The 21,447-nt window shown below is 67.4% G+C and carries 15 protein-coding genes; 6 read left to right on the forward strand and 9 right to left on the reverse strand.

The window, feature by feature from the left end; genetic code table 11:
• Positions 1–62: 62 nt before the first annotated feature.
• Positions 63–1,244: a polysaccharide biosynthesis/export family protein gene (locus WJ35_RS23880; RefSeq protein ID WP_069240142.1), complete on the reverse strand. Its 1,182-nt coding sequence runs from the start codon at positions 1,242–1,244 to the stop codon at positions 63–65.
• 590 nt (positions 1,245–1,834) lie between these two features.
• On the opposite strand from WJ35_RS23880, the gene WJ35_RS23885 reads away from it, so the two are divergent.
• From WJ35_RS23885 to WJ35_RS23900, 4 genes are all read left to right on the forward strand, one after another.
• Complete coding sequence (locus WJ35_RS23885) at positions 1,835–4,150, forward strand: GNVR domain-containing protein (RefSeq protein WP_060044452.1); 2,316 nt, start codon at positions 1,835–1,837, stop codon at positions 4,148–4,150.
• A gap of 159 nt (positions 4,151–4,309) precedes the next feature.
• The gene (locus WJ35_RS23890; RefSeq protein ID WP_069240143.1) at positions 4,310–5,734 is read left to right on the forward strand and encodes a DUF6418 domain-containing protein; all 1,425 of its coding nucleotides are present in this window, start codon (positions 4,310–4,312) and stop codon (positions 5,732–5,734) included.
• A gap of 220 nt (positions 5,735–5,954) precedes the next feature.
• Positions 5,955–7,100, forward strand: coding sequence for an acyltransferase family protein (locus WJ35_RS23895; protein WP_059474300.1), 1,146 nt, complete (start codon positions 5,955–5,957; stop codon positions 7,098–7,100).
• A 96-nt stretch (positions 7,101–7,196) separates the two neighbouring features.
• Positions 7,197–8,429, forward strand: a complete 1,233-nt coding sequence (locus tag WJ35_RS23900; RefSeq protein ID WP_059604727.1) for a right-handed parallel beta-helix repeat-containing protein — start codon at positions 7,197–7,199, stop codon at positions 8,427–8,429.
• A gap of 82 nt (positions 8,430–8,511) precedes the next feature.
• Here WJ35_RS23900 and WJ35_RS23905 read toward each other — a convergent pair whose 3' ends face one another.
• Together WJ35_RS23905 and WJ35_RS23910 are read right to left on the reverse strand one after the other, a co-directional pair.
• Positions 8,512–10,032 (reverse strand): mannose-1-phosphate guanylyltransferase/mannose-6-phosphate isomerase, encoded by a 1,521-nt coding sequence (locus tag WJ35_RS23905; protein ID WP_069240144.1) that lies wholly within the window; start codon positions 10,030–10,032, stop codon positions 8,512–8,514.
• On the reverse strand, positions 10,029–10,613 hold the full coding sequence (locus WJ35_RS23910; RefSeq protein WP_045578069.1) for a drug:proton antiporter: 585 nt from the start codon (positions 10,611–10,613) through the stop codon (positions 10,029–10,031). Before WJ35_RS23910 ends, WJ35_RS23905 begins: the two co-directional genes overlap by 4 nt.
• Positions 10,614–10,891: 278 nt before the next feature.
• Here WJ35_RS23910 and WJ35_RS23915 point away from each other — a divergent pair, with 278 nt between their 5' ends.
• Positions 10,892–12,124 (forward strand): glycosyltransferase family 4 protein, encoded by a 1,233-nt coding sequence (locus WJ35_RS23915; RefSeq protein WP_034193476.1) that lies wholly within the window; start codon positions 10,892–10,894, stop codon positions 12,122–12,124.
• 689 nt (positions 12,125–12,813) lie between these two features.
• Positions 12,814–14,205, forward strand: coding sequence for a sigma-54 dependent transcriptional regulator (locus tag WJ35_RS23920; RefSeq protein WP_011882064.1), 1,392 nt, complete (start codon positions 12,814–12,816; stop codon positions 14,203–14,205).
• 45 nt (positions 14,206–14,250) lie between these two features.
• Here WJ35_RS23920 and WJ35_RS23925 read toward each other — a convergent pair whose 3' ends face one another.
• The 6 genes from WJ35_RS23925 to WJ35_RS23950 all read right to left on the reverse strand — a co-directional run bounded on the left by WJ35_RS23925 (position 14,251) and on the right by WJ35_RS23950 (position 21,116).
• On the reverse strand, positions 14,251–16,692 hold the full coding sequence (locus WJ35_RS23925; RefSeq protein WP_224056172.1) for a glycosyl hydrolase 2 galactose-binding domain-containing protein: 2,442 nt from the start codon (positions 16,690–16,692) through the stop codon (positions 14,251–14,253).
• A gap of 29 nt (positions 16,693–16,721) precedes the next feature.
• The gene (locus WJ35_RS23930; RefSeq protein WP_069240617.1) at positions 16,722–17,780 is read right to left on the reverse strand and encodes a DUF1839 family protein; all 1,059 of its coding nucleotides are present in this window, start codon (positions 17,778–17,780) and stop codon (positions 16,722–16,724) included.
• On the reverse strand, positions 17,777–18,766 hold the full coding sequence (locus WJ35_RS23935) for an amino acid--[acyl-carrier-protein] ligase (RefSeq protein ID WP_060122400.1): 990 nt from the start codon (positions 18,764–18,766) through the stop codon (positions 17,777–17,779). The genes WJ35_RS23930 and WJ35_RS23935 overlap by 4 nt, the downstream gene beginning before the upstream one ends.
• Positions 18,763–19,959: an acyl-CoA dehydrogenase family protein gene (locus tag WJ35_RS23940; protein WP_014725002.1), complete on the reverse strand. Its 1,197-nt coding sequence runs from the start codon at positions 19,957–19,959 to the stop codon at positions 18,763–18,765. The genes WJ35_RS23935 and WJ35_RS23940 overlap by 4 nt, the downstream gene beginning before the upstream one ends.
• Positions 19,956–20,207, reverse strand: coding sequence for an acyl carrier protein (locus WJ35_RS23945; protein WP_011882069.1), 252 nt, complete (start codon positions 20,205–20,207; stop codon positions 19,956–19,958). The genes WJ35_RS23940 and WJ35_RS23945 overlap by 4 nt, the downstream gene beginning before the upstream one ends.
• 168 nt (positions 20,208–20,375) lie before the next feature.
• On the reverse strand, positions 20,376–21,116 hold the full coding sequence (locus WJ35_RS23950; RefSeq protein ID WP_011882070.1) for a Crp/Fnr family transcriptional regulator: 741 nt from the start codon (positions 21,114–21,116) through the stop codon (positions 20,376–20,378).
• Positions 21,117–21,447 lie beyond the last annotated feature (331 nt).

The following is a 21,447-nucleotide window of genomic DNA, read 5'->3' on the forward strand; positions in this document are numbered from 1 at the left end:
CGGCCTCGGTGCTGCGCCGGAAAGGCGGCGCGCACTGCCGCCGCCTTCCCGCGAACCGCCGCCTACTTCGTGATGAGCGCGCCGGTCAACCCGGCGCTGATGGCCGGCAGCAGCAGGTTCAGCACGCGGCTCGCGCGGACCAGTCCGGTATTGTCGACGTAGACGATGTCCTTCGACGCGAGCGGAAACTGGTTCGCGAGCAGCATCGAAACGGGTGATTCGAGGTCGAGGTGATAGATGACCGGCGGGCTGTCGGCATCCTTGCGCAGCACGAATACCTGTCCGGCGTTCGACGTCTGCTGATTCAACTGGCCGGCCTCGGACAGCGCCGCGCTCAACGTGAGCGTGCCGTCGCGCTGCGGCGGCACGGCCAGCGGCTTGTTCACTTCGCCCATCACGTACACGGGATTGTCGTCGCGCGCGGCCACGTGCAGCAGGTCGCCCGGCTGCAGCATGATCGCGGCGGGGCTGCGGCCGGTCTTCGTCATCTGCGCGACGTTGACCGGATAAATCGTGTCGTTGCGCGTGATCGTCACGCGGCTCTGGTCGGCGCTCGGCGCAAAGCCGCCCGCGCGATTGACGGCTTCGACGAGCGTCATCGGGATGTCGTTGATCGCCTGCGAGCCCGGCGCGCGCACTTCGCCGTCCACATAGATCTGCTCCGCGCGGAACGACGCGACGCGCACGGTCACCTGCGGCTTGATGAACACCTTGCGGAGTTCGGCGTCGAGCTCGCGCTGCACCTGCGCGGCCGTCTTGCCGGCCGCGTGAATCGGCTGCGGCACGAAGGGAAACTGCACGTTGCCGTCGCTGTCGACGACGAAGCCGGGCGCTGCGTCAGACGGCCTGGTATTCGGCGTCGGCTGGCCGACCGCGGCCGCGAATTCGGGGTGATCCCAGACGGTGATCTGCAGCACGTCGCCGGGGCCGAGCTTGTAGCCGCTCGGCTTGCCGAGCAGATTGCCGGGGATCGGCGCGGCGGTATGACCTTTCTGGGCCGCATGGATCTGGCCGATCAGCGTCAGATCGATCTGCTTGACCGCGACCTTCATGTCGCTCGTCACGTCGCCGTTGTCGGCCGTCGTGACCGGCAACGCGGCCGGCGCGATCATGTGCTGGCCCGGCGCCATTGCGCAGGCGGACAGCAGCGCGGCAAGCGCCACGGCGAGCGCGACGCGCGTCTGTCGCAGCGGCGCATCGTTGCGCGTCGGCGCGAGCGTATCGGATAGCGAGTGGTTGTTCATGTCGTCATTCGCGATGGTAGACAGAAGAGCATTGCGCGACGTCTCTCAAGTGCTGCGTCGCTTCGGTTCGAAGCGACGCAGCACGGACGCCGACGCGACACGATGTTGCCCGGCGCGCGATCGGCCATTCGGCTTGCCGGCCGGCCATGACCCGGATTCGAATCAAGCGGGCGATTGCACGTCGTTTGATAAAGACCGTTAAATCGAGGTGAAGCGACGGACGAACGAGATGGAATCGCGCGCTCGTGAAACGGCACCGGTTCTTGATGTCATCGCTTGCGCGCACGTTTAACAACAGGCCACCCAACATAGCATGAGACCGGTCGGCGACCCAGTGGTCGGCGCACTGAGTGGCCATTAATGTAAGCCATCGCACTTAGTGGGCGGCGGGTTTAACGCATAGTGGCTCGGGTAAACAGAATCAATGGCGTTTCGTGGGCGGTGGCCGGCGCGTGCATGCTTCGCCGGCCCGCCATCCGGTGCGGCGCAGGCGCGCCGGCGGGCCGTGCCCGGACGAGCCGCGCGGCACGGACGGCCATGCGCGTACCGTCGCCACCCGCCTGTGTGGGCAGCAATTTGGGAGCATATGCATGACATTGGATAGAGCCGCATCTAATGAATACCGGGACGGAGCGGGCAGTATTTCCCGCGACGCGCCGCGGTTTGCGCTGACCGAATTGCTGGAGAACGTGCTCGATTATCGTTATGCATTTATTTCGGTCTTTCTGGGCTGTTTTTTATTGGCATTGATTTATGCCGTTTCGGCTGCGCCGGTTTACTCCGTCGATACGCTGATTCAGGTTCAGGAAAACAAACATAGCGCGTTGGGCGCGCTTTCCGAAATATCGAACGCACTCGACATTCAGAACTCTGCGGTAATCGGCGAAATCGACGTCGCGCGTTCGCGCACGGTCGTCACGCAAGCCATCGAAGAAACTGTCGCGCAGGCCGAGGCGACCGTCGGCAACCGGATTCCGCTCGTCGGCGGGTTCGTCGAATCGGTGTTGCCGAAGGACGCGGACGGGCTCGTCATCGCGCCGTTCAGTACGCCGTTCTTCGCCTGGGGCGGTGAGCGCATCGAATTCCACAGGTTCGACGTACCGGAATCGCAGATCGACAAGAAGCTGGAGCTCGATTATCTGGCCGGCAACCGGTTCTCGCTGAAGGACAGCGACGGACAGGAAGTGCTGAAGGGCGTAATCGGCAAGCCGAGCGAAGCGAACGGCTATCGCGTCGACATCGCGCGCATCGTCGCGCGCGCCGGTACGGAATTCCGCGTACGGCGGGTGACGACAGCCGAGCGCCTCGATTCGGTCCTGACGAAGCTGGCGGGCGCGGAAACGAAGCGGCAGTCGGGGGTCATGCAGCTCAGCCTCGAAAGCCGTGACCCGGTGTCCGCCGCGCGGCTGCTCAATGCGATCGCCGCCGCTTATCTCGACGTGAACGCAAGGCGGCGTTCCGAGGACGCCGAGCACAGCCTCGCGTTCCTCGAGACGCAACTGCCGGTGGTGAAGGCCCGCCTGGAGCAGGCGGAGCAGGCGCTGAATTCGTTTCGCAACGCGCAGGGCTCGATCGATTCGCAGGGCGACGTGAGGTTGCTGATCGATCAACTGGCGCTCGTCGACAAGGCGCGGCTCGAGGCCAAGCTCGAGTATCAGGACTTGTCGTCGAAGTACGTGGCCGGGCAGCCTCAGCTGACCGCCGTCGTCAACAAGCTGAAGACGCTCGATCAGCAGTCGGCCGAGTTGAAAGACAAGGTCGCGCATCTGCCTTCTCAGCAGCAGACCTATCTGCGGCTCGCCCGCGATGTCGAGGTCAACAACCAGCTGTACGTGGGCTTGCTGAACAACACCCAGCAGCTGCAGATCGCGAAAGCAGGCACGGTCGGCAATGCGTCGATCGTCGACAAGGCGGTTCCGACCGACAAGCCGATTCGCCCGAAGCGGATGCTCGTGCTCGCACTGGGCGCCGCGGTGGGCCTGATCCTGGGCGCCGCGGCCGCGCAAGGCTACGCGTGGTTCTTCCGGCGCGTGCGCGATCCGAAGCATCTCGAGGCGGCGGTCGGCGTCCCGATGCTCGGCATACTGCCGTCGTTGCCGCAGCCGGTCGATGGCGATGCACTCGGTCGCCCGGCGTCGGTCGCCGTCAGGGACGACCCCGACACGCCGCTCGCCGAAGCGCTCGCCAATCTCGCGTTGCTGCTGCGTTGCAAGACGGGCGTCGAGCACGGCCGCTCGAAGACGGTGCTGATCACGTCCCCGGAGCCGGGGCAGGGCAAGTCGATGATCGCCGCGAACCTGGCGTGCCTGTTCGCGGAAGACGGCCTCAAGACGTTGCTGCTGCGCGCCGACGCGCGGCAATCCGGCATCGAGCACGCGCTGCGGGTGAAGGCGGACCGAGGCTTGTCGGACGTACTGAAGCAATCGCTGGATCCCGAGCGGGCGATTCGCCGCGTCGACGAGAACCTCGACGTGCTGCCGGCCGGAACCCACGCGCAGCCCGCGCGCAATTTGTACGGCGCCGACAAGCTCGACGCGCTGCTCGCACGACTGCGCAGTCAATACGACATGATCGTCGTCGACGCGCCGCTGACCCGTCCGGCCGCCAACGTCGCCATGTTGGCGCGGTTCGCCGACATCACGCTGATGGTCGCGCGGCAGGGCTCGATCGGCAGCGCCGACGTTGCGGAAGCGGTCGAGAACCTGCAACGGATCGGCGCGAAGGTCGACGGCCTCGTATTCAACGGTTTCGATCCTTCGCCGCTTCGCTACGGTTATTACGCGAACGCGTATCGCGATGCGAAGGGGCCGCGCGCGCAGCCGGACCGTCGCGACGTTGCGGCCGAGACGTTCCTGTTCAGGGCATGGACGCGCGTAAGAAAGGAACTGCTCGGCAAGGCTGCGTGACGGCGATCGCCACGGAGCGTGACACATGACCGATCGCAACGGGATGGACCGCGCGCGGCAGCCGGGCGCGCCTTACCGGCCGCAACGCGCGGCGCCGACGGTCGAACGCAACTTCGGGTTGCAGCAGCATGAATCAGCATGAGCCATGCATGAGCCAGCATGAATAGAACCACGGGAACGATGGGCGGCGGCCGCGGCGTCGCTTCTGCGAGCGGCGTGATGTTGCTGACGCTGTTCGCGCTCGCGCTGCTGTTCAATGCGGCGATGCCGGCGCTCGGCCTGAAAGAATCGAGCGCGCTGTGCACGCTGCTGTTGGCGACGGCGGCGCTGGTCGGCCTGGTCAGGTCGCGGCCGGTGTTCGCGGTGTCGATGCTGTACGTGCTCGCGATCGGCATGACCGCGTTCCTCGCCGGCGTGGGGCTCGAGAACGGCGGCTATCTGACGGAAACGGACGTGATCGGCGACACGACCGGCGCGTTCAGCCGGCTGCTGTCGTTCTATGTGATTTTCGTGGTCTGTGCGCTCGTTGCGTTCGACCGGTTCCTGGACGAGCGTCCGGTGCGCGTACCGATCAAGGCGCGGATCACGTTGCAGCCGCACAGCATCGCGATCGGATTCGTGCTCGCGTCGACGATCATCGCGATCGGCGTGCTCGCCGGGCTGACGTCCGGGTTCTCGCTGTTTTCCGGCATCAACCGCTATGCGCTGCGCAACGACTCGTCGAACGGGACGATGTTCAACCTGTTCCTGAACAACCAGTCGTTCATGGGCTTCCTGCTGGGCACGATCGCGACTAGCCCCGACAAGCGCATCCGGGCGGCCGCGATCCTGACGATGGCGGTCGATCTCGCGCTCAACGTGATGCACGGCGAGCAGTTCATGGCCGTGCTGCACATCGGGCTGTGCTCGCTCGCGCCGTTCATCGCGATCCATGCGATGAACGGCAAGCCGGTCGTGCGTTATCTGGGCATCGGCGCGGGCCTCGCGCTGTTGCTCGGCGCCGTGTCGATCATCTACTCGTATCGCGGTCAAGGGCTGGAAGTGGCTGACATGCTGTCGTCGCGCTTCCTGCTGCAAGGGCAGCCGTGGTACGTGGTCGACAACGACGCCCATATGTTCACCGCGCCACGGCTCGGCGGCACCGATGCGTTCTGGCGTTTCGTGAGTTCGCTGCGCTCGTGGACCATGCCGACCTTCTTCGACGAATCCGAGCCGAGCGGCTTGCGCGATCTGATGATGTCGTACACCGAGCCGAGCGTGCTGCGCGCGTACATGTTCGACGACGTCACGTTCACGATGGGGAACATGGCCGTGCCCGTGTACTGGTTCGGCTATGCGGGCGGCGCGCTGTTCGTCGCGATGACGGGGCTGGTGTATGGCGCGCTCGGCGCGCTGCAGATCCTCGTCGCGATGCGCGGCGGCGTCGTGATGCTGTGGCTCATCGCCAAGGTGTTCTCCTATGCGACGTTCGCGGTTCAGCAGGGCGAGTACTGGATGATGTTCGGCTCGCGCACGGCGTTTTACGCGTTGCTCGCGCTGATCTGGTGGTATTGCGTCGACGCGAGACATGCGCACGCCAGGTGAAGCACGGCGGGCGATGCCGGACGTCGCCGCCGCGCTCGTGTCGTCGTCGTCGCCACGCGGCGTGGCGCGACGAAGTTTTCAAAGCACGCTCGGCCGTGGCACGCAGGTGATCCGCCTGCGAACGGGGCGGGCGATTCCGTCTGCGTTGTCGGTGATCGGCGCCGGATGTTCCGATTCCCGTACGGGCAGCCCCGTGTGTTGAGCCGTCACCATTCCAGTCATGTCAACAGCGAAAGATCCGGAGCGATTTCAGCATATCGACGCGATGCGCGCGATTGCGGTGATCCTCGTCATATGGACGCATTACGCGGAGCGGTTCGTCGAGCTGGCCGGCTCGCAGCGGGCGCTCGACGCGCTGCAGCGGTCGGTGAACTTCGGCCGGATCGGCGTCGTGATCTTCTTCGCGATCAGCGGCATGCTGATTCCGACCAGCCTGCACGGCGACCTCGGCCCGGGCACGAAGCGGTTCGTCATTCGGCGCTTCTTCCGGCTGTATCCCGCGTATTGGCTCGCATTGCCGGCCGGCTACTTCGTTCACTGGGTACTGTTCGACAAGACCATGGACGCGCACGGGATGCTGGCGAACGTGACGATGATCCCGGCTGCGTTCGGCGCGAGCCTGATCCTGCCGCATGGCTGGACGCTCGAGACCGAGCTGTATTTCTATGTCGTGTGCCTGCTTCTGTTCTGGTGCGGCTGGCTGCATCGGATGCTGCATTTGTGTGTCGTCACGGTCGCGCTGTGTGCGCTGTTCGCGTCGACGGTCGCGCTGCACGTGTTCCCGGCGGAGATGCTCAGTCAGTACAAGACGATGCCGTATCACCTCGGCATCATGTTCTGGGGCGCCTGTTTCCGCCAGGCCTATGACGCTCCGTCGAAACTGCTGCGTCTGCGGCTGGCCGCAAGCGGGCCGTTGTCCCGGCTGTCGATGACGTACCGGGCGGCGCTCGCGTACGTGACGATAGCGGTGGTCGGCGTCGCGCTCGCGGGCGCGATCGACGACTGGCGGCATCACAACGCGTTTCATCTGCCGATCTCGCTCGCATACATGATCGGCATCGCGGCGTTCGCGATGCTGGCGACTGTGCTCAAACTGCGCAACCGTCCGCTCGCGTGGATCGGCAAGATCAGTTACTCGGTCTATCTGTTGCACAGCCTTCCGCTGTTTGCGGCGTTCTGGTTGTGCCAGCGCTTTCATCTGGTCGGATGGCCGCTCGGCGTTTACATGATCGTGCCGCTGCTGCCGTTGATTCCGTTGTCGTGGGCCGGTTACCTGCTGTGCGAAGCGCCGTTCGTGAAGCTCGCGCATGCACTCACGTCGCGGCGCGCGAGCGGTGTGCTCGCGACCGGCGAAGCGAATGGCTGAGCGGATCGAATGGCGGATTCGTTGAGGCGTCGGTTGAGCGGCGCTCGATCGTCTCGCCGACCGCCACGCGCGGCCGCTATGGAGAAACGTTTCGATATGCGCAGACCGGGATGCTTGTCTCGCGTGCTGGCCGGCATGACGCTGGCCGGCGCGCTCGGTGCACCGGCGCACGCGGACGATGTGTCGCGCGCGCCGGCACGCAGCGCGCGTCCCGCCGACAGCGCCAACGTTTACGTTCGTCCCGCGCCGAATGCGACCGACCAGGCGGACGAGCTGCAACGCGCGCTGGACGCGCTGCGGCCCGGTCAGCGATTGACGTTCGTGCCGGGGCGTTATGTCGTCGGCCGTTCGCTCGTCGTGCGGCAGCCGCACGTCCTGGTATCGGGTTACGGCGCGACGCTGAGCGCAACCGATGCCGCCGATCAGACGATCGAGCTGCGCGGCGACGGCACGACGCTCGCCGGCTTCCGCCTGAGCGGAACGGGCGCGACGCGCCTCGATACACCGGCGTCGACCAAGGTCGAAGTCACCGGGCGCGACGTGCAGGTGCTCGACAACGTGATCGACGGCGGCGCCAGCGCGGGCATCTTCGTGTTCGGCGGCGCGGACGTCGCGATCGTCGACAATCGCGTACTGTCCACGCTCGCGGACGGCATCCACATCACGCACGGCGCGCGCAACGTGCTGGTGCGGCACAACGTCGTGCGCGACACCGGCGACGACATGATCGCCGTGGTCAGCTACGCCGCCGACGGCGCGTTGAGCCGCAACGTGCTCATCACCGGCAACGTCCTTGAAGGCAACGCCTGGGGCCGCGGGATCACGGTGGTCGGCGGCGCCGACGTGACGATCTCGGACAACGTCGTGCACGACGTGCAGGTGAGCGCCGGCATCCTCGTCGCGCAGGAGGACAGTTACCACACCTATGGCGCGTCCAACGTCCGCATCGAGCGCAACGTGATCGCATCGATCCAGACCGCGAGCGGGCGCAGCGATCCGCGGCCGCTCACGCAGCAGGCGGCGATCGACGTCAGCACGTGGTCGGGCACGGTGACGCGCGTGGCCGTGATCGGCAACCGCGTGTCGCACGCGCGGTTCGACGGCATTCGGCTGTGGGGCAACGTGTCGGGTGTTCAGCTTGCCGACAACCGCTTGTCGGAGATCGGCGGGATGCCGGTGCGGGTCGGTCCGGGACGCGATTGCACGGCCGCCGACGCGACGGCCGCACCGTGTGCGGGCGCACTGCGATCACGAGCGATCGCGCCTGACGTGGTTGGCGCGAACGTCGCGCTGCTGCCGCATGTGCGCACAGTCGCCAAGCGCAACTGACGGCGGCAAGCACGGGTCGAGCGCCAGCGCGTAAGCACCGCTCGACCGCGCGCCGCTCACGGCGCGCGGTATCGCCGCCGCGCTATGCCTGCTCCGCAGGCAGCGCGTCGACCGGCCGGCCGTACTGATCGTCGAACCGCACGATATCGTCCTCGCCGAGATAGTCGCCCGATTGCACCTCGATGATCTCGAGCGGAATCCTGCCGGGATTCTCCAGGCGATGCACTTCGCCGACTGCGATGTACGTCGATTCGTTCTCGCTGAGCAGAAACGTCTCGCTGCCGCGCGTGACGCGTGCGGTGCCGCGCACGACGATCCAGTGTTCGGCGCGGTGATAGTGCATCTGCAGCGACAGGCGCTTGCCCGGCTCGACGACGATCCGCTTCACCTGGAACCGTTCGCCGAGGTCGATCGAATCGTAGTGTCCCCACGGCCGCTGCACCTTGCGGTGCTCGATCGCCTGCGGCCGCCGGTCGTTCTTCAGCCGCGCGACGATGTTCTTCACGCGCTGCACGTCGTGCTTGTTCGCGACCAGCACGGCGTCGGGCGTTTCGATCACGACCACGTCCCTCATGCCGACGCACGCGACGAGCCGCCCTTCGGAGCGCACGAAACTGTCCTGCGTGTCCTCGAACACGATCGGGCCGCGCGCGACGTTGCCGTGATCGTCCTTCGGCATGATTTCCCAGATCGCGTCCCAGGTGCCGACGTCCGACCAGCCGGCCGCGAGCGGCACGACGATCCCTTCGATGCCGAGCTCGCCGTGTTCGGGCAAGCGCTCCATGACCGCATAGTCGATCGAATCGGACGGGCATGCGTCGAACGCGGCCGCATCGATCCGGAAGAACGGATCTTCGGCGATACCCGCGCGCCATGCCGCCTCGCAAGACGCATGAATCGCGGGCGCGAGCGCGCGGATCGCCTTCAACCAGACCGACGCGCGCAACACGAAGATGCCGCTGTTCCACCAGTAATCGCCCGATTGCAGATAGCGCTCGGCGAGCGCCTCGTCGGGCTTCTCGACGAAACGCCCGATCGAATAGCCGCCCTGGCTACCGTGGCAGCCGTTGCGCGGCGCGCCGACCTGGATGTAGCCGTAGCCCGTTTCCGCGCGGCGCGGCAACACGCCGAGCGTGACGATCGCGCCTTCCTCTGCGTAACGCGCCGCGCGTGCGATCGCGTCCTGGAACGCGCCGACGTCGACGATCACGTGATCGGCCGGCATCACCGCGAGCACCGGATCGTCCGCGAACGCGCTCGCGTCGAGCGCGGCGAGCGTGAGCGCGGGCGCCGTGTTGCGCGGCGCCGGCTCGAGCAGGATGCGCGCCGGCGCGGCACGGTCGGTCACCTGCGCAGCGCTGAGCGTCCGATGCTGTTCGCTACAGACGAGCAGCAGCGTGTCGTCGAGCGACGCGTTCGCGATGCCGTTCAGGCGACGCGCGGTCGCCGACAGCGGCGATTCGTTCGACGTCAGCTCGATCAGCTGCTTCGGAAACTGCTCGCGCGACAGCGGCCAGAGGCGCGTGCCGGAGCCGCCGGCGAGGATCACGGGAAGGATGCGCGGCAGCGCGGGATCGGGGACTTGGCGAAGGGTGCGGATCATCGGTTGGCTCCGGAATCGGCGGCCAGTCGGCCATGAGCGCGGCCGTCGGCGCGCGCCTCTTCGTTGCGGTCGCGCTGCACCGACACCGCGCGAGACAGCAGCTGACGCAGCGCGCCGGCAGCGCGTTGCGCCGGGCGGATCATGCCGACGAACGGCGCGCCCTGATGGAGAAACGGACCGTAAGCCTTGCGGAATCCGAACTGCTTGTAGAACGCCTGCCGCGCGGCGGGCACGTGCGTGCGCAGCGCGGCATCGGGCCACGCGGCGTGCGCGGCGGTCAGCGCGCGTTCGAGCAGATGCTCGAGCGTATCGTCGTCGCGACACGCCTCGCTCGTCAGCACCTTGTCGATCACGACGTCGGGATCGATGTCGTCGCCGGGCAGGATGCGCGCGTAGGCCGCGACTTCGGCCGCGTCGCCGTGGCGCTGCGTCGCGTAGACGTGCAGTGCGCCGGCGTCCTTGCCGTCGATGTCCAGATGCGTATGCGCATCCTCGACCACCAGCACGGCGTTGCGCGCGCGCAGGATTGCGTAGAGATCGACGGCGCTCAGATGTTCGAATTCACAACAATGCCATTCCATGATGCGGTCCTCGCGTGAAGCATTCAACACGCAGTGCCGCACGGGCCGTGCGGCGCGTGCGGTGCGGCAACGTCGATGATCCGGATGCGCCGTATGCCGGTCTGTTCGAAAGCGTACTGACGCTACGTATACGTGCAGGAGCGCGCAGCGCGAACGGCGCAGTGTGCGGCAGCACACATCGGCCGCGCTGCTCCCTTCGGATAATTGCTGCAGACGGCCGGCGCACGAACCGTGTGGCCGGCTCATGGCGAACGTGAAGGAAGAACCAGGGGCCGCACTTGAAGATAGCGATCGTTCACGACTGGCTGGTGTCGCCCGGCGGCGCCGAGCGCGTGCTGGCACATATGATCGACTGCTTTCCGCAGGCCGACCTCTATAGCCTCGTCGACTTCCTCGACGATCGCGAGTGCCTGCGCGGCCGCGCGGTACGCACGTCGTTCATCCAGAAGCTGCCGTTCGCGCGCACGCGCTATCGCAGCTATCTGCCGTTGTTTCCGCTGGCGATCGAACAGTTCGACCTGTCTGACTACGACGTCGTGCTGTCGAGCTCGTATGCGGTCGCGAAGGGCGTGCTGAGCGGCCCCGACCAGTTCCATGCGAGCTACGTGCATTCGCCGGTGCGCTACGCGTGGGATCTGCAGCATCAGTATCTGAACGAAGCCGGCCTCGCGCACGGCGCGAAGTCGGCGCTCGCGCGCGCGTTGCTGCACTACATCCGCAACTGGGATGCGCGCTCGGCGAACGGCGTCGATCGCGTGGCCGCGAATTCGCGCTTCATCGCGCGGCGCATCCGCAAGACCTATCGGCGTGACGCGACGGTGATCTATCCACCGGTCGACGTCGAGCATCTCGCGTTGCGCACCGACAAGGAGGCGTTCTACCTGACCGCGTCGCGGCTGGTGCCGTACAAGCGGATCGACCTGATCGTCGAGGCGTTTTCGCGGACGCCGGAGCGGCGTCTCGTGGTGATCGGCGACGGGCCGGAGATGGCGAAGATCCGCGCACTGGCCGGCCCGAACGTCACGCTGCTCGGCTATCAGCCGTTCGACGTGCTGCACGACCACCTGCAGCGCGCGCGCGCCTTCGTGTTCGCGGCCGAAGAGGATTTCGGCATCTCGCCGGTCGAGGCGCAGGCCTGCGGCACGCCCGTGATCGCATACGGCAAGGGCGGCGTGCGCGAGTCGGTGCGCGCGTGGCCGGGCGCGGGCGCTACCGGCCTGTTCTTTCGCACGCAGTCGGTCGACGCGCTGCTCGACGCGCTCGCGCGCTTCGAGGCGCTGCCGCGCGGCTCGATCAGCCCGCACGCATGTCGCGCGAATGCGGAGCTGTTCGGCGCGGCGCGCTTCCGGCGCGAGCTGACGCGCTTCGTGCTGGACGGCCATGCCGCGTTGCTGGACGAGATGGCCGGCGCTCCCGGCCTTGCCGATCTGGCCCAGCACGACGACGTGGCGGTCGACGGCCTCGCGCGCGACGGGCAGGCTGGGCGGCCCGCGGCGCTGGGGAGGGTCTGAGCGGCCGGGCGGCGGAGGCGATACGACGTGTAACAGTCGTGCGCGCTGCGCGCCGCCTGGCCTCGAAGCGGCGGCCCGGCCACGCCGGCAATTATGTGACGTGAGGGCGATGGTGGCGGTCGTTCTTGGGTATTTCGACAAAAATCGCGGATAATCCGCGGCGCGTAGGTTGCGAAAATGTGGTATTCGCCACTAAACCTCTCGATTGTTCATGGATAATCAAAACTGGTGATCGAAAGTCGGCTGGAGGCGGCGTGCCGGCGCGGTTACCGCCGGATTCAGCATTATCTTTTGGTAACACGACCGTCCGGCGACCGGGTGTAAATTCGGGGCGGATGCAACGAGGCGGCCAGTCCGGGAGCGATATGGCGGCCGGCGGTTCGGTATCGAGCACGGCTGTCGTGTACGACTCGACGCGACTGCAAGCGGAAATTCCGTTTACCGGCGTGCCCATTGGTAATGGCGCGTCGCATGTAAGCCGGGACGTCGTGGCTTCGCGGCCGCACGTTCCTCTTCAAGTTCGATGAAAACGAGGCCGGATGACATTCGGCTCGACCTCCGGGGGTTCTCGCCGTGTGCAGTTTCGATCTTCGCCAAGGCTGCGGCAACGCAGCGCGGACCGGTGGCTATGCGCCGCCGCCCGGAGCGCACGCGAACGATTCGCGGAGAGGAGAAAGTGATGGTGCGCTATGAATATCCCAATAACGCGCGATAAAAGTGCCGGCGAAGGGAGGGCCAACGGGCAGCGTCCGCTGATCTACTGGACCCAGTCGCCGTCCGTCATGCTTCGCAAGGAACTGACGCGGCGCAACTGGAAGGTCACGGTAGTCGCGAACGCGAGCCAGTTGCGCGACACCTCCGGCGAAATCACCTGCGGCATCCTCGACCTGAGCGGCGGCCATGCCGACGCGATCGGCAGCATCGCGTCCACCTGTGCGTCGATGCGCGGCGTCGTGTGGGTCGCGCTCGTCGAGACCGGCCAGACGGCGTCGGCGAACGTGCGCGCGCTGTTGCGCGACTATTGCTTCGACTACATCACGTTGCCCGCGTCGCACCAAAGGATCGCGGATACCGTCGGCCATGCGTACGGCATGGAATGTCTGTTCGCGCGCGATCGTGAGCGGCTCGAATCGCAGGAAAACGGGATCGTCGGCACCTGCAGCGCGATGCTGAGGCTGTTCGACACGGTGCGGCGTTTCGCGCGCACCGACGCACCGGTGTTCGTGTTCGGCGAGACCGGCACCGGCAAGGAGCTGACGGCGGTCGCGATCCATCGTCATTCGGAACGCCGCAACGGCCCGTTCGTCGCGGTCAATTGCGGCGCGATTCCGCCGCACCTGTTGCAGTCGGAGCTGTTCGGCTATGAGCGCGGCGCGTTTACCGGCGCGAACGCGCGCAAGGTCGGCTACGTCGAAGCTGCGAACGGCGGCACGCTACTGCTCGACGAAATCGGCGACCTGCCGCACGAGAGCCAGGCCAGCCTGCTGCGATTCCTGCAGGAGCGCTCGATTCATCGGCTCGGCGGCAGCGATCCGGTGCCGGTCGACGTCCGCATCGTGTCCGCGACGCACGTCGACCTGCGCGAAGCGATGGAGGAAGGGCGGTTCCGCGCGGATCTGTTTCATCGCCTCTGCGTGATGCGGATCGACCAGCCGCCGCTGCGCGCGCGCGGCAAGGACATCGAGCTGCTCGCGCATCACATGCTCGAGCGCTTTCGCAGCGACGCGCGCCATCGCGTGCGCGGCTTCTCGAGCGATGCGATCACCGCGCTCTACAAGCATGACTGGCCCGGCAACGTCCGCGAGCTGATCAACCGCGTGAGACGCGCGGTCGTGATGACGGAAGGCCGTTTGATCACCGCGCACGATCTCGAGCTCGAATATTGCCTCGATGCGGCGTCGCCGTCCGTGGCCGACATCCGCAAGTCGATCGAGCGCGAAGCGATCGAAACCGCGCTGCTGCGCACGCGGGGGCGCGTCGCCGCGTCCGCGCGGGAGCTCGGCGTGTCGCGCGCGACGCTGTATCGCTGGATGGAAGCGTACGGCATCGAGCGGCCGCGCGGCACGGGCTCGTCCGACTGACGCGCGACGGCCGCCGCTGCAGCGGGCGGTTCATTTCTCTCGGCGTCAGACGGCCAACGCTGCGCGTACCGTTCGCGCGGCGTTGACCGCGCGAATGTCGACGCTCGGCGGCGCGTCGTCGATGCGCGGTGTGCCGATAGGTTGCGGGATCAGCGCGACGCGCGCGGTCGCGCCGGGCGCGAGATGGAACCAGTCGTCGAGCGGCATGAAGCCCGGTGCATCGATCTGCACGTGACGCGCGACGTGGCGCGTGTCGATGTCGACGTGCCACGCGTCGCCGGCGCGCGACACGCGCGCTTCGATGCCCGGATCGCGTCGCGCGAACACGGCCGGATGCGTGCGCGACGGAAAGTGGAACGCCTGCGACAGCAGCGCGCCGTCGTCGCCGCGCAGCGACGCGACGACGGTGTCGTGCTCGCACGGTCCGAAGCGATACGCGTAGGTCCAGTCGAAGAAGCGCCCGAGCAATTCGGCCGAGCCGAGCCGCACCGCATCGTGCGCGGCGAGTCGAACCTGCCCGCCGCAGCGCGCGACCGGCGTGCGGCCGTCGCGCAACGCCACCAGCTCGACGCTCGCCGTCAGCGGCGCCGGGCGTTCGTTGATCACATGCACGTCGAGGCCGTTCAGTCCTTCGTCGACCACGACGATCTGCACCGGCTGCAGCACCTGGCGCAGTGCATACCATCCCGATTTCGGCAGATGCGCGGCATCGAGCAAGCCCCATCCGGCGCCCGGCATCACGTCCTGGAACTGCCACACGAGCGCGCCCGCGCAGCGCGAGCCGCTGCGTCGCCACTCGGAGAACGTCTCGCGCATCACGTCGGCGATCACCGCGCGCGACAGTTCGAAGTAGCGCGCCGGGTCTTCGCGCCGCAGGCGCTCGGGCGCCACGTCGTACAGCGTGCGCAGATAGTGGTCGCGGACGTCGTCGAAGTCCCACGACGCGCCGGGATCGCGCGGGACGGCCGCCTTCCATCGCGGTTCGTGCGGATGCGGCCGGCCGATGCGCTCCAGCGTCGCATCGCACGGCACGTTCGCGAAGGCGAGGCATTCGCTCGCGAACCGCACGTCGGCGCGCCGCGCATCGTCGAGCGGGCGCAGGTACGCGCCGACGCCGTAGTAGTGCGACACGCGCTCGCGCGGCACGAACGGCAGGACGCCGCCGTCGGGCGAATCGGAGACGTACGGTACGTCGGGCCGCCATGCCGCGGCGCGGGCGGCGAGACGCTCGGCCGTCAATTCGACGGCGCGTTGTTTCGGGCCGAGCCCCGACATCGCCGCCTGTTGCGCGATCTCGCTGCCGCCGCACAGCACCGCAAGCGACGGCGATGCGCGGCGCCGCGCGAGGAACTGGTCGGCTTCCGCGTCGACGGCGTCGGCGAACGCGCGATCGTCGAGCGCGTAGTCGAAGTTCGCGAACATGAAGTCCTGCCAGACCATCAGCCCGAGCCGGTCGCACCAGGCGTGAAAGGCGTCGGCTTCGTAGGTCATCGTGCCGCCGACCCGAATCATGTTGAAGCCCGCGTCGCGCGCGAGGCCGAGCAGGCGCGCGTAGGTCGCATCGTCCGCATGCAGCGCGAGCGGCGCCGCGCTGCTCCAGCATGCGCCGCGCGCGAACACGGGCGTGCCGTTCACGCGCAGCCCGAAGCCGTTGCCGTCGTCGCCCGCGTGCTGCTCGATCGTGCGAAACCCGGTTGCACCGAGCACGATGCGCTCGGCGCCGACATGCAGCGCGATGTCGTACAGCACCGGTTCGCCGTGCGTGTGCGGCCACCAGAGCCGCACGTTCGGCACGGCGACGGTCGCAAGCAGCCGGTCGGCGCCGGCGCGTTCGAGCGTCGCGTGGTGCTCGCCGCAGGACAGCCTGGCCGCGAACGCGTCGGGCAGCGGTGCGGCGAACGTGAGCTCGGCGTCGAGCCAGCCGGTGTCGCCGTCGACGCGCGCATGCAGGTCGCAATGCGCGGGCACGGTGCCCTCGGCCGGGTCGAGCACGTCGACGGGCCGCCACGGACCGGTCGGCACGTGATGCGGAAACCAGCCGGGCATGTGTCCGAGCAGCGACGTGCGTACCGTGCGCAGCGTCGCCGGCTCCGCGAGCCGCGTGCGCCAGCGTGCGCGCCGCGCCGCGCGTGCGGTGCGCAGGTGCGGCGCGAGCGCGCGAAAACAGACGAACAACGTGTGCTGGCCGGCGAGCGTCACGCGCACGTCGTGCGTGACGAACATGCTGTCCGAGTGCAGGATCGGCGTGTCGTCGAGCCACGCTTGCGCGAGCGTCGCGAGACCGTGAAAGCGCAGCAGGCGCGCGCCGTGCCCGCGCAGCTCGACGCGATACCAGTGGTCGCGCTCGTCGAGCGACGCGGCCTCGTCGAGACGGCCCGCGACGGCGAGCGCCTGCGCGACGGTGCCCGGCACCGGCGCCGCGATCCACCCGGCGCCGGCCGGAAGATCGGACGGCGCGGGCGCCGCGCCCGCGGGCGTCGCGAGCATCGACCACGCCGGCATTGCCGACGCGCGCGTCACCGCGTCGCCGGCACGGCGGCCGCTTCGCAGCGAACGGGCGCCACCAGGTGCCGCAGCGGCGGGCTGATCTGCTGCGCGCATGCGATCAGGTCGGTATAGGCCGCTTCGATCGCGTCGAGCGGCGCATCGCCGCGCTCCTCCTTGCCGCGCGAGCAGGCACGCGCAAGCCGGAATTCGAGCACCATCGACTCCGCCGCGATGCGCTCGCACGCCGCGCGTATGTCGGCGAACGGGCCGATGCAGCCGCTCGCCTGCAGCCAGCGCGCGTAATGACCGAACAGCTCGAAGTTCGCGCCGAGCTGCCGCACCGAATTGAACGAGTACCCGTGGAAGCGCTCGAGCGGCGACGCGGCGAGCGACTTCGCATCGGCCTGCAACTGGCGGCGGAACGCCGCCACCGGATTGACCAGCGGCAGGCGCCGCAGATGCCGCTGCAAGGCGGCGAGCGACACGTCGCACAGCACACGCTCGTCGAGCGGCGCGAAACGCCGCTTCGCGCACTCGACGTACGGCGGCAACGGCATCGGCGAGCTGCCGCCGACGAGCCCGTCGTAGTCGATCTCCTCGGCCACGTAATAGCCGCTGTTGTGGAAGTAGCCGAGCTGGCGGCGCGCGCGGTCGATCGCGTCGATGCCGATCGTCGTCTTCGTATGCTGCGTGCGATAGGCGCTGCCGCGCGTATCGGGCAGGAACCACGCGTCGACCTCGACGATCATCAGATGGCCGCGCGCGACCTGCGTCTCGATGTGCTGGGCGAGCGGCTCGTAGATCGAGTGTTCCTGCACGACGATGCCGTACAGTCGTTCCAGCTCGTCGTGCGGAAACTTGAAGAACGTGAACTGGTCGCCCTCGAAGTCCATCGCGATCGTAAACGGCAGCGCCGCGTACGGATTGAGCCCCCACCAGCGCAGCACCTCGAGCCACATGTCGACGTAGCAGTTGGTCTGCTTCCAGACCATCTCCTGACTGTGCAGCGGGTGCGGCCGGTAGTGGCGCGCGCGATGACGCACGTCGTCGAACGACGCATCCTCGCCGTCGCGTGACACGAAGCTCATCGCGTGCCCCACAGCGCGTCGCGCACGTCGGCCGGCCACGCGTCGAGGTCGAAGCCGTGATGGCGGAACAGCGCGAGCGTGAGGCGCTCGAGGCCGAAGCCGACGCAGCCCGTGTGCGCGACGTCGCCGCTCGCGGTGCGGATGTCCCACAGCAGCCCGAAGTGGTCCATGTGGTAATTGAAGCTCAGGCAGGCGGTCTGACGGCCGTCGTGCTCGATCGGGATCAGCAGCTCGAACTTGAGGTTCTGCTCGCGCTGGCTGTCGGCGACGATCTTGCCGCCGCGTCCGAAGAACGGGTCGTTCGCGAGATCGATTTCGTTCGGCAGGCGCAGCGCGTCGATCATCCGCGTACCGCGCTCCATCCAGGTGCGGCGGAACGCGACGATCTGCTCGGGCGTGCCGATTCGCACGTACTCGCGCATCCGGAACAACTGCATGCGGGTCGGGTCGAGCGACGGTTCGTGGCGGAAGCAGTATGAGAACACGTCGACGATGCGTCCGTCGTCGGGCAGCGCCCCGGCGCGCGCGACGACCGGATAGACCGGATAGCAGGCGGCCGGCGTCATCACGACGTAGGTCGGCTTCTGGCTTTCGGTCCAGTCTTCGCCGCGATCGAGGCATTGCAGCACGCGCTGGTGCCGCTGTTCGTCGCCGCAGAACGCGTGAACGCTGCCCGCGAGTTGCGGGAAGCTCTTCATGTATTCGCTGCGCTCGAACTCGGTGCGGCTCATCGCCGGCGGGAAGCGCAGGACCTCCGCATGCTGATCGGCGCCGAGGCGCGTGACGAATGCGTCGAGCGCTTCGACGACGCGCTCGAACCGCTCGCTGCGGCCGAACAGGCCCTGGATGCCGGTCGACACCAGCAGTCCGGCGTCCACCAGCTCGTCGCGCAGCGGGTTCACGCCGGCGCGGTCGAGCGGCGCGTCGGCGGGCGCGGCGGGCGCGGCGGCGGAGCCGGCCGAAGTCACGGAGAGGCGATCGTTCACGAGAGTTTCTCCAGCGTCGACGGACGCAAGGCGAGCAGCAGGTTCGAAGTGTTGGCGGCGATGCGGTCGTTGCTGATCATCAGCGGCGCGGCCTGCAGGTCGCGCAGATGGCGGCCGACGCTGTACGGTGTGCCGTTCTTGTAGCCGGCCATCCCGCAGATCATCATGGCCTGCTGCACGACTTCGAGCGCGGCCGTCGATACGTAAGTCTTCAGCGTGTTGACCTCGGCGGCCCACGCCATGCCGGCCGACCACGAACGCGCCGACGCGCAGCCGTAGAGGCGCAGCACGCTGTCGACGCGCGCCTGCATCGCCTGCATCAGGTCCAGCGATTCGGCGATCCGTCGTGCCGCGGGCGACGGCGCGCCGTCGGACTGACGCGCCTGCGCGCGGAAGAACTGATGCGCGCGCTGGAACGCGTCGCCGGCCACGCCGATCCACACGGCGGCCCACAGGATGTGCGACACCGGCACCATCGTCTGTTCGGCGATCTGCGCGAACGGCACCGGCGCGCACTGGACCGTCGCGCCTTGCGCCTCCAGCACGAAGCCGTTGCTGCAGGTGCCGCGCAAGCCGAGCGTGTCCCATTCGTTGCGGCGCGTGAGCGTATAGCCGTCGCGCAGCAGCGTCACGAGCACCTGTTCGGACGCCGGTGCGTCGGCGTCGCGGCGTGCGGTCGCGAGGATGCCGTCCGCGTAGTCGCCGTACGAGATCGCCGGCGCCGCTTTGCGCAGCCTGAACTCGCCGCCGTTCGTCTCGAGCGCGCACTGGCTCGTGCGCAGGTTGCCGCCGACGCCGTCTTCGGACGTCGCCGATGCAAGCAGCCATTGATGGCGCACGAGCTGCTGCAGGAACAGCCGATGCCATCCCTGGTCGGCCGCGTGATCGACGATGCAGGCAACCTGGATCTGGTGCATCGCGAACACCATCGCCGACGACGCACAGGCGCGGCCGAGAATCGAGCAGGCCGATGCGACGTCGGCGAGCGATGCGCCGGCGCCGCCCAGATGGGTCGGCACCATCGCGCCGAGCAGGCGGCGGGCGCGCATCGCCTCGATGGCCTCGACGGGGCAACGGGCGTCGCGATCGACCGCATCCGCGTGTTGCGCGGCGACCTGCGCGACGGCGAGGGCGGCCTCGTCGAGCCGATACGCTTCGTCGGGGGGCGCGAGTTCGGGAAGGAGCGCGCTCATGCGGAATGCTCGGAGCGTTGGAGGCTGGCGACCGCGTCCGCGAGCGCGTCGACGCTGCGGAACAGGTTGCGGTTCAGCATCTCGTCGGGGATCTCGACGTTGAAGTGCTTCTCGATCGCGAGCATCAGCTGGATCGTGTCGAGCGACGAGAGGCCCGCGTCGTAAAGATCGTCCCCGTCGCCGATCGAATCGATCGCGGCTTCGAGATTGGCGACGTGCTTCAGGATGGTTCTGATTTCGTTTTTCACGTGCTGCTCCGGCGTGCGTGGTGTCGTCCGCTCGGGCGAACGCGCGCAGCGCGCTGACATCCCCCCGGCAGTCCGGCATCAGTAGACCATCCGCATGCACGACGTTCTGTTCGCCACCCTACAGTCGGCTGAACGCGATCGACCGGGCGCGCCGAAATGCCGAATCGGTCAAGCGCGCGCGGCGGTCGTCACGCCCGAGTCGGCCGACAGGATCCGGTTGATCTCGTCGCGCACGATCGCGCGGCAGCCGCACGACATCTTCTCGAGGCCGCCGAGATTCGCGAGCACGATCGAGCTTCGATACTGGCGGATCAGGCCGAGCTTCTGGACTTCGCCCGCCGCGTCGGTGACCGTCTCGCGCCGCACGCCGAGCATCTGCGCGAGCATGCTGTGGGTCACTTGGATCTCGATGCTGCGCGAGCGGTCGTACGCGAGCAGGAACCATCTGCACAACTGGTGCTTGAGCACATGGTGGCGGCTGCAGAACGTGATCTGCGACACCTGCGCCATCAGCAGCCGCACGCACACGAACACCAGATGGCGAATCACCGGGGACGCGTCGAACGCGCGCGCGAACACGCGCCGGTCGAGCCGATAGACGAAGCCGTCGCGGCATGCGACCGCGCGGCACGGCATGCTGCCGCTGCCGCCGATCACGTCGTCGCACACGATGCTCTCGCTGCCGATCTCGGCCACTTCCAGCGTCATGCCGCCCGACGATACGTACTGCAACGAAACGGCCGTCGTGACGGGTAGATAGACGGCGCTCAGCATTTCGCCGGGTTCGCACAGCACCTGACCGGATCTCAGGTGAACCAGCTGCAGGTGAGCGACCAGCGCCGCGCGTTCGTCGCGGTCGAGCGCCGCGATGAACCGGTTCGCGTCGAAGCTGTGGGAGAGCTCGATCATGCCGCTCGGGGCGGCGACGGCGTCATTGGCCTGAAGAGTCACGGCGCATCCTCATAGGGTGGGCAATCGACTTCGTGCCGTGTATCCGCGCGGATTCGGCACGAACGTTCGATTTCTGTTCGTCGGAATTGGAATGTCTATGGCTAAAAAAGCTAGCACGCAATTGAATTCCCTCAATTGCGTATTACGTCACTTCACAAAGTTTGACGCTTCGGACGTCGGTAAGGAACTGTCATATGGAGCCCAAGATTTGGTTATCCATAATTTGCCCGTCGCGCACGAATTGGGATGCTCGCTCCGGAATGAAGTACCGATCGTGAATCAATTGAGC

Source organism: Burkholderia ubonensis, from assembly GCF_001718695.1.
GTDB lineage: Bacteria > Pseudomonadota > Gammaproteobacteria > Burkholderiales > Burkholderiaceae > Burkholderia > Burkholderia ubonensis_B.

What these genes read in the sequence shown, in the direction of transcription:
- WJ35_RS23880 (WP_069240142.1), bottom strand. Translation starts at nt 1,244, where the DNA reads ATGAACAACCACTCGCTATCCGATACGCTCGCGCCGACGCGCAACGAT.
- WJ35_RS23885 (WP_060044452.1), top strand. Translation starts at nt 1,835, where the DNA reads ATGACATTGGATAGAGCCGCATCTAATGAATACCGGGACGGAGCGGGC.
- WJ35_RS23890 (WP_069240143.1), top strand. Translation starts at nt 4,310, where the DNA reads ATGAATAGAACCACGGGAACGATGGGCGGCGGCCGCGGCGTCGCTTCT.
- WJ35_RS23895 (WP_059474300.1), top strand. Translation starts at nt 5,955, where the DNA reads ATGTCAACAGCGAAAGATCCGGAGCGATTTCAGCATATCGACGCGATG.
- WJ35_RS23900 (WP_059604727.1), top strand. Translation starts at nt 7,197, where the DNA reads ATGCGCAGACCGGGATGCTTGTCTCGCGTGCTGGCCGGCATGACGCTG.
- WJ35_RS23905 (WP_069240144.1), bottom strand. Translation starts at nt 10,032, where the DNA reads ATGATCCGCACCCTTCGCCAAGTCCCCGATCCCGCGCTGCCGCGCATC.
- WJ35_RS23910 (WP_045578069.1), bottom strand. Translation starts at nt 10,613, where the DNA reads ATGGAATGGCATTGTTGTGAATTCGAACATCTGAGCGCCGTCGATCTC.
- WJ35_RS23920 (WP_011882064.1), top strand. Translation starts at nt 12,814, where the DNA reads ATGAATATCCCAATAACGCGCGATAAAAGTGCCGGCGAAGGGAGGGCC.
- WJ35_RS23925 (WP_224056172.1), bottom strand. Translation starts at nt 16,692, where the DNA reads ATGCTCGCGACGCCCGCGGGCGCGGCGCCCGCGCCGTCCGATCTTCCG.
- WJ35_RS23930 (WP_069240617.1), bottom strand. Translation starts at nt 17,780, where the DNA reads ATGAGCTTCGTGTCACGCGACGGCGAGGATGCGTCGTTCGACGACGTG.
- WJ35_RS23940 (WP_014725002.1), bottom strand. Translation starts at nt 19,959, where the DNA reads ATGAGCGCGCTCCTTCCCGAACTCGCGCCCCCCGACGAAGCGTATCGG.
- WJ35_RS23950 (WP_011882070.1), bottom strand. Translation starts at nt 21,116, where the DNA reads ATGATCGAGCTCTCCCACAGCTTCGACGCGAACCGGTTCATCGCGGCG.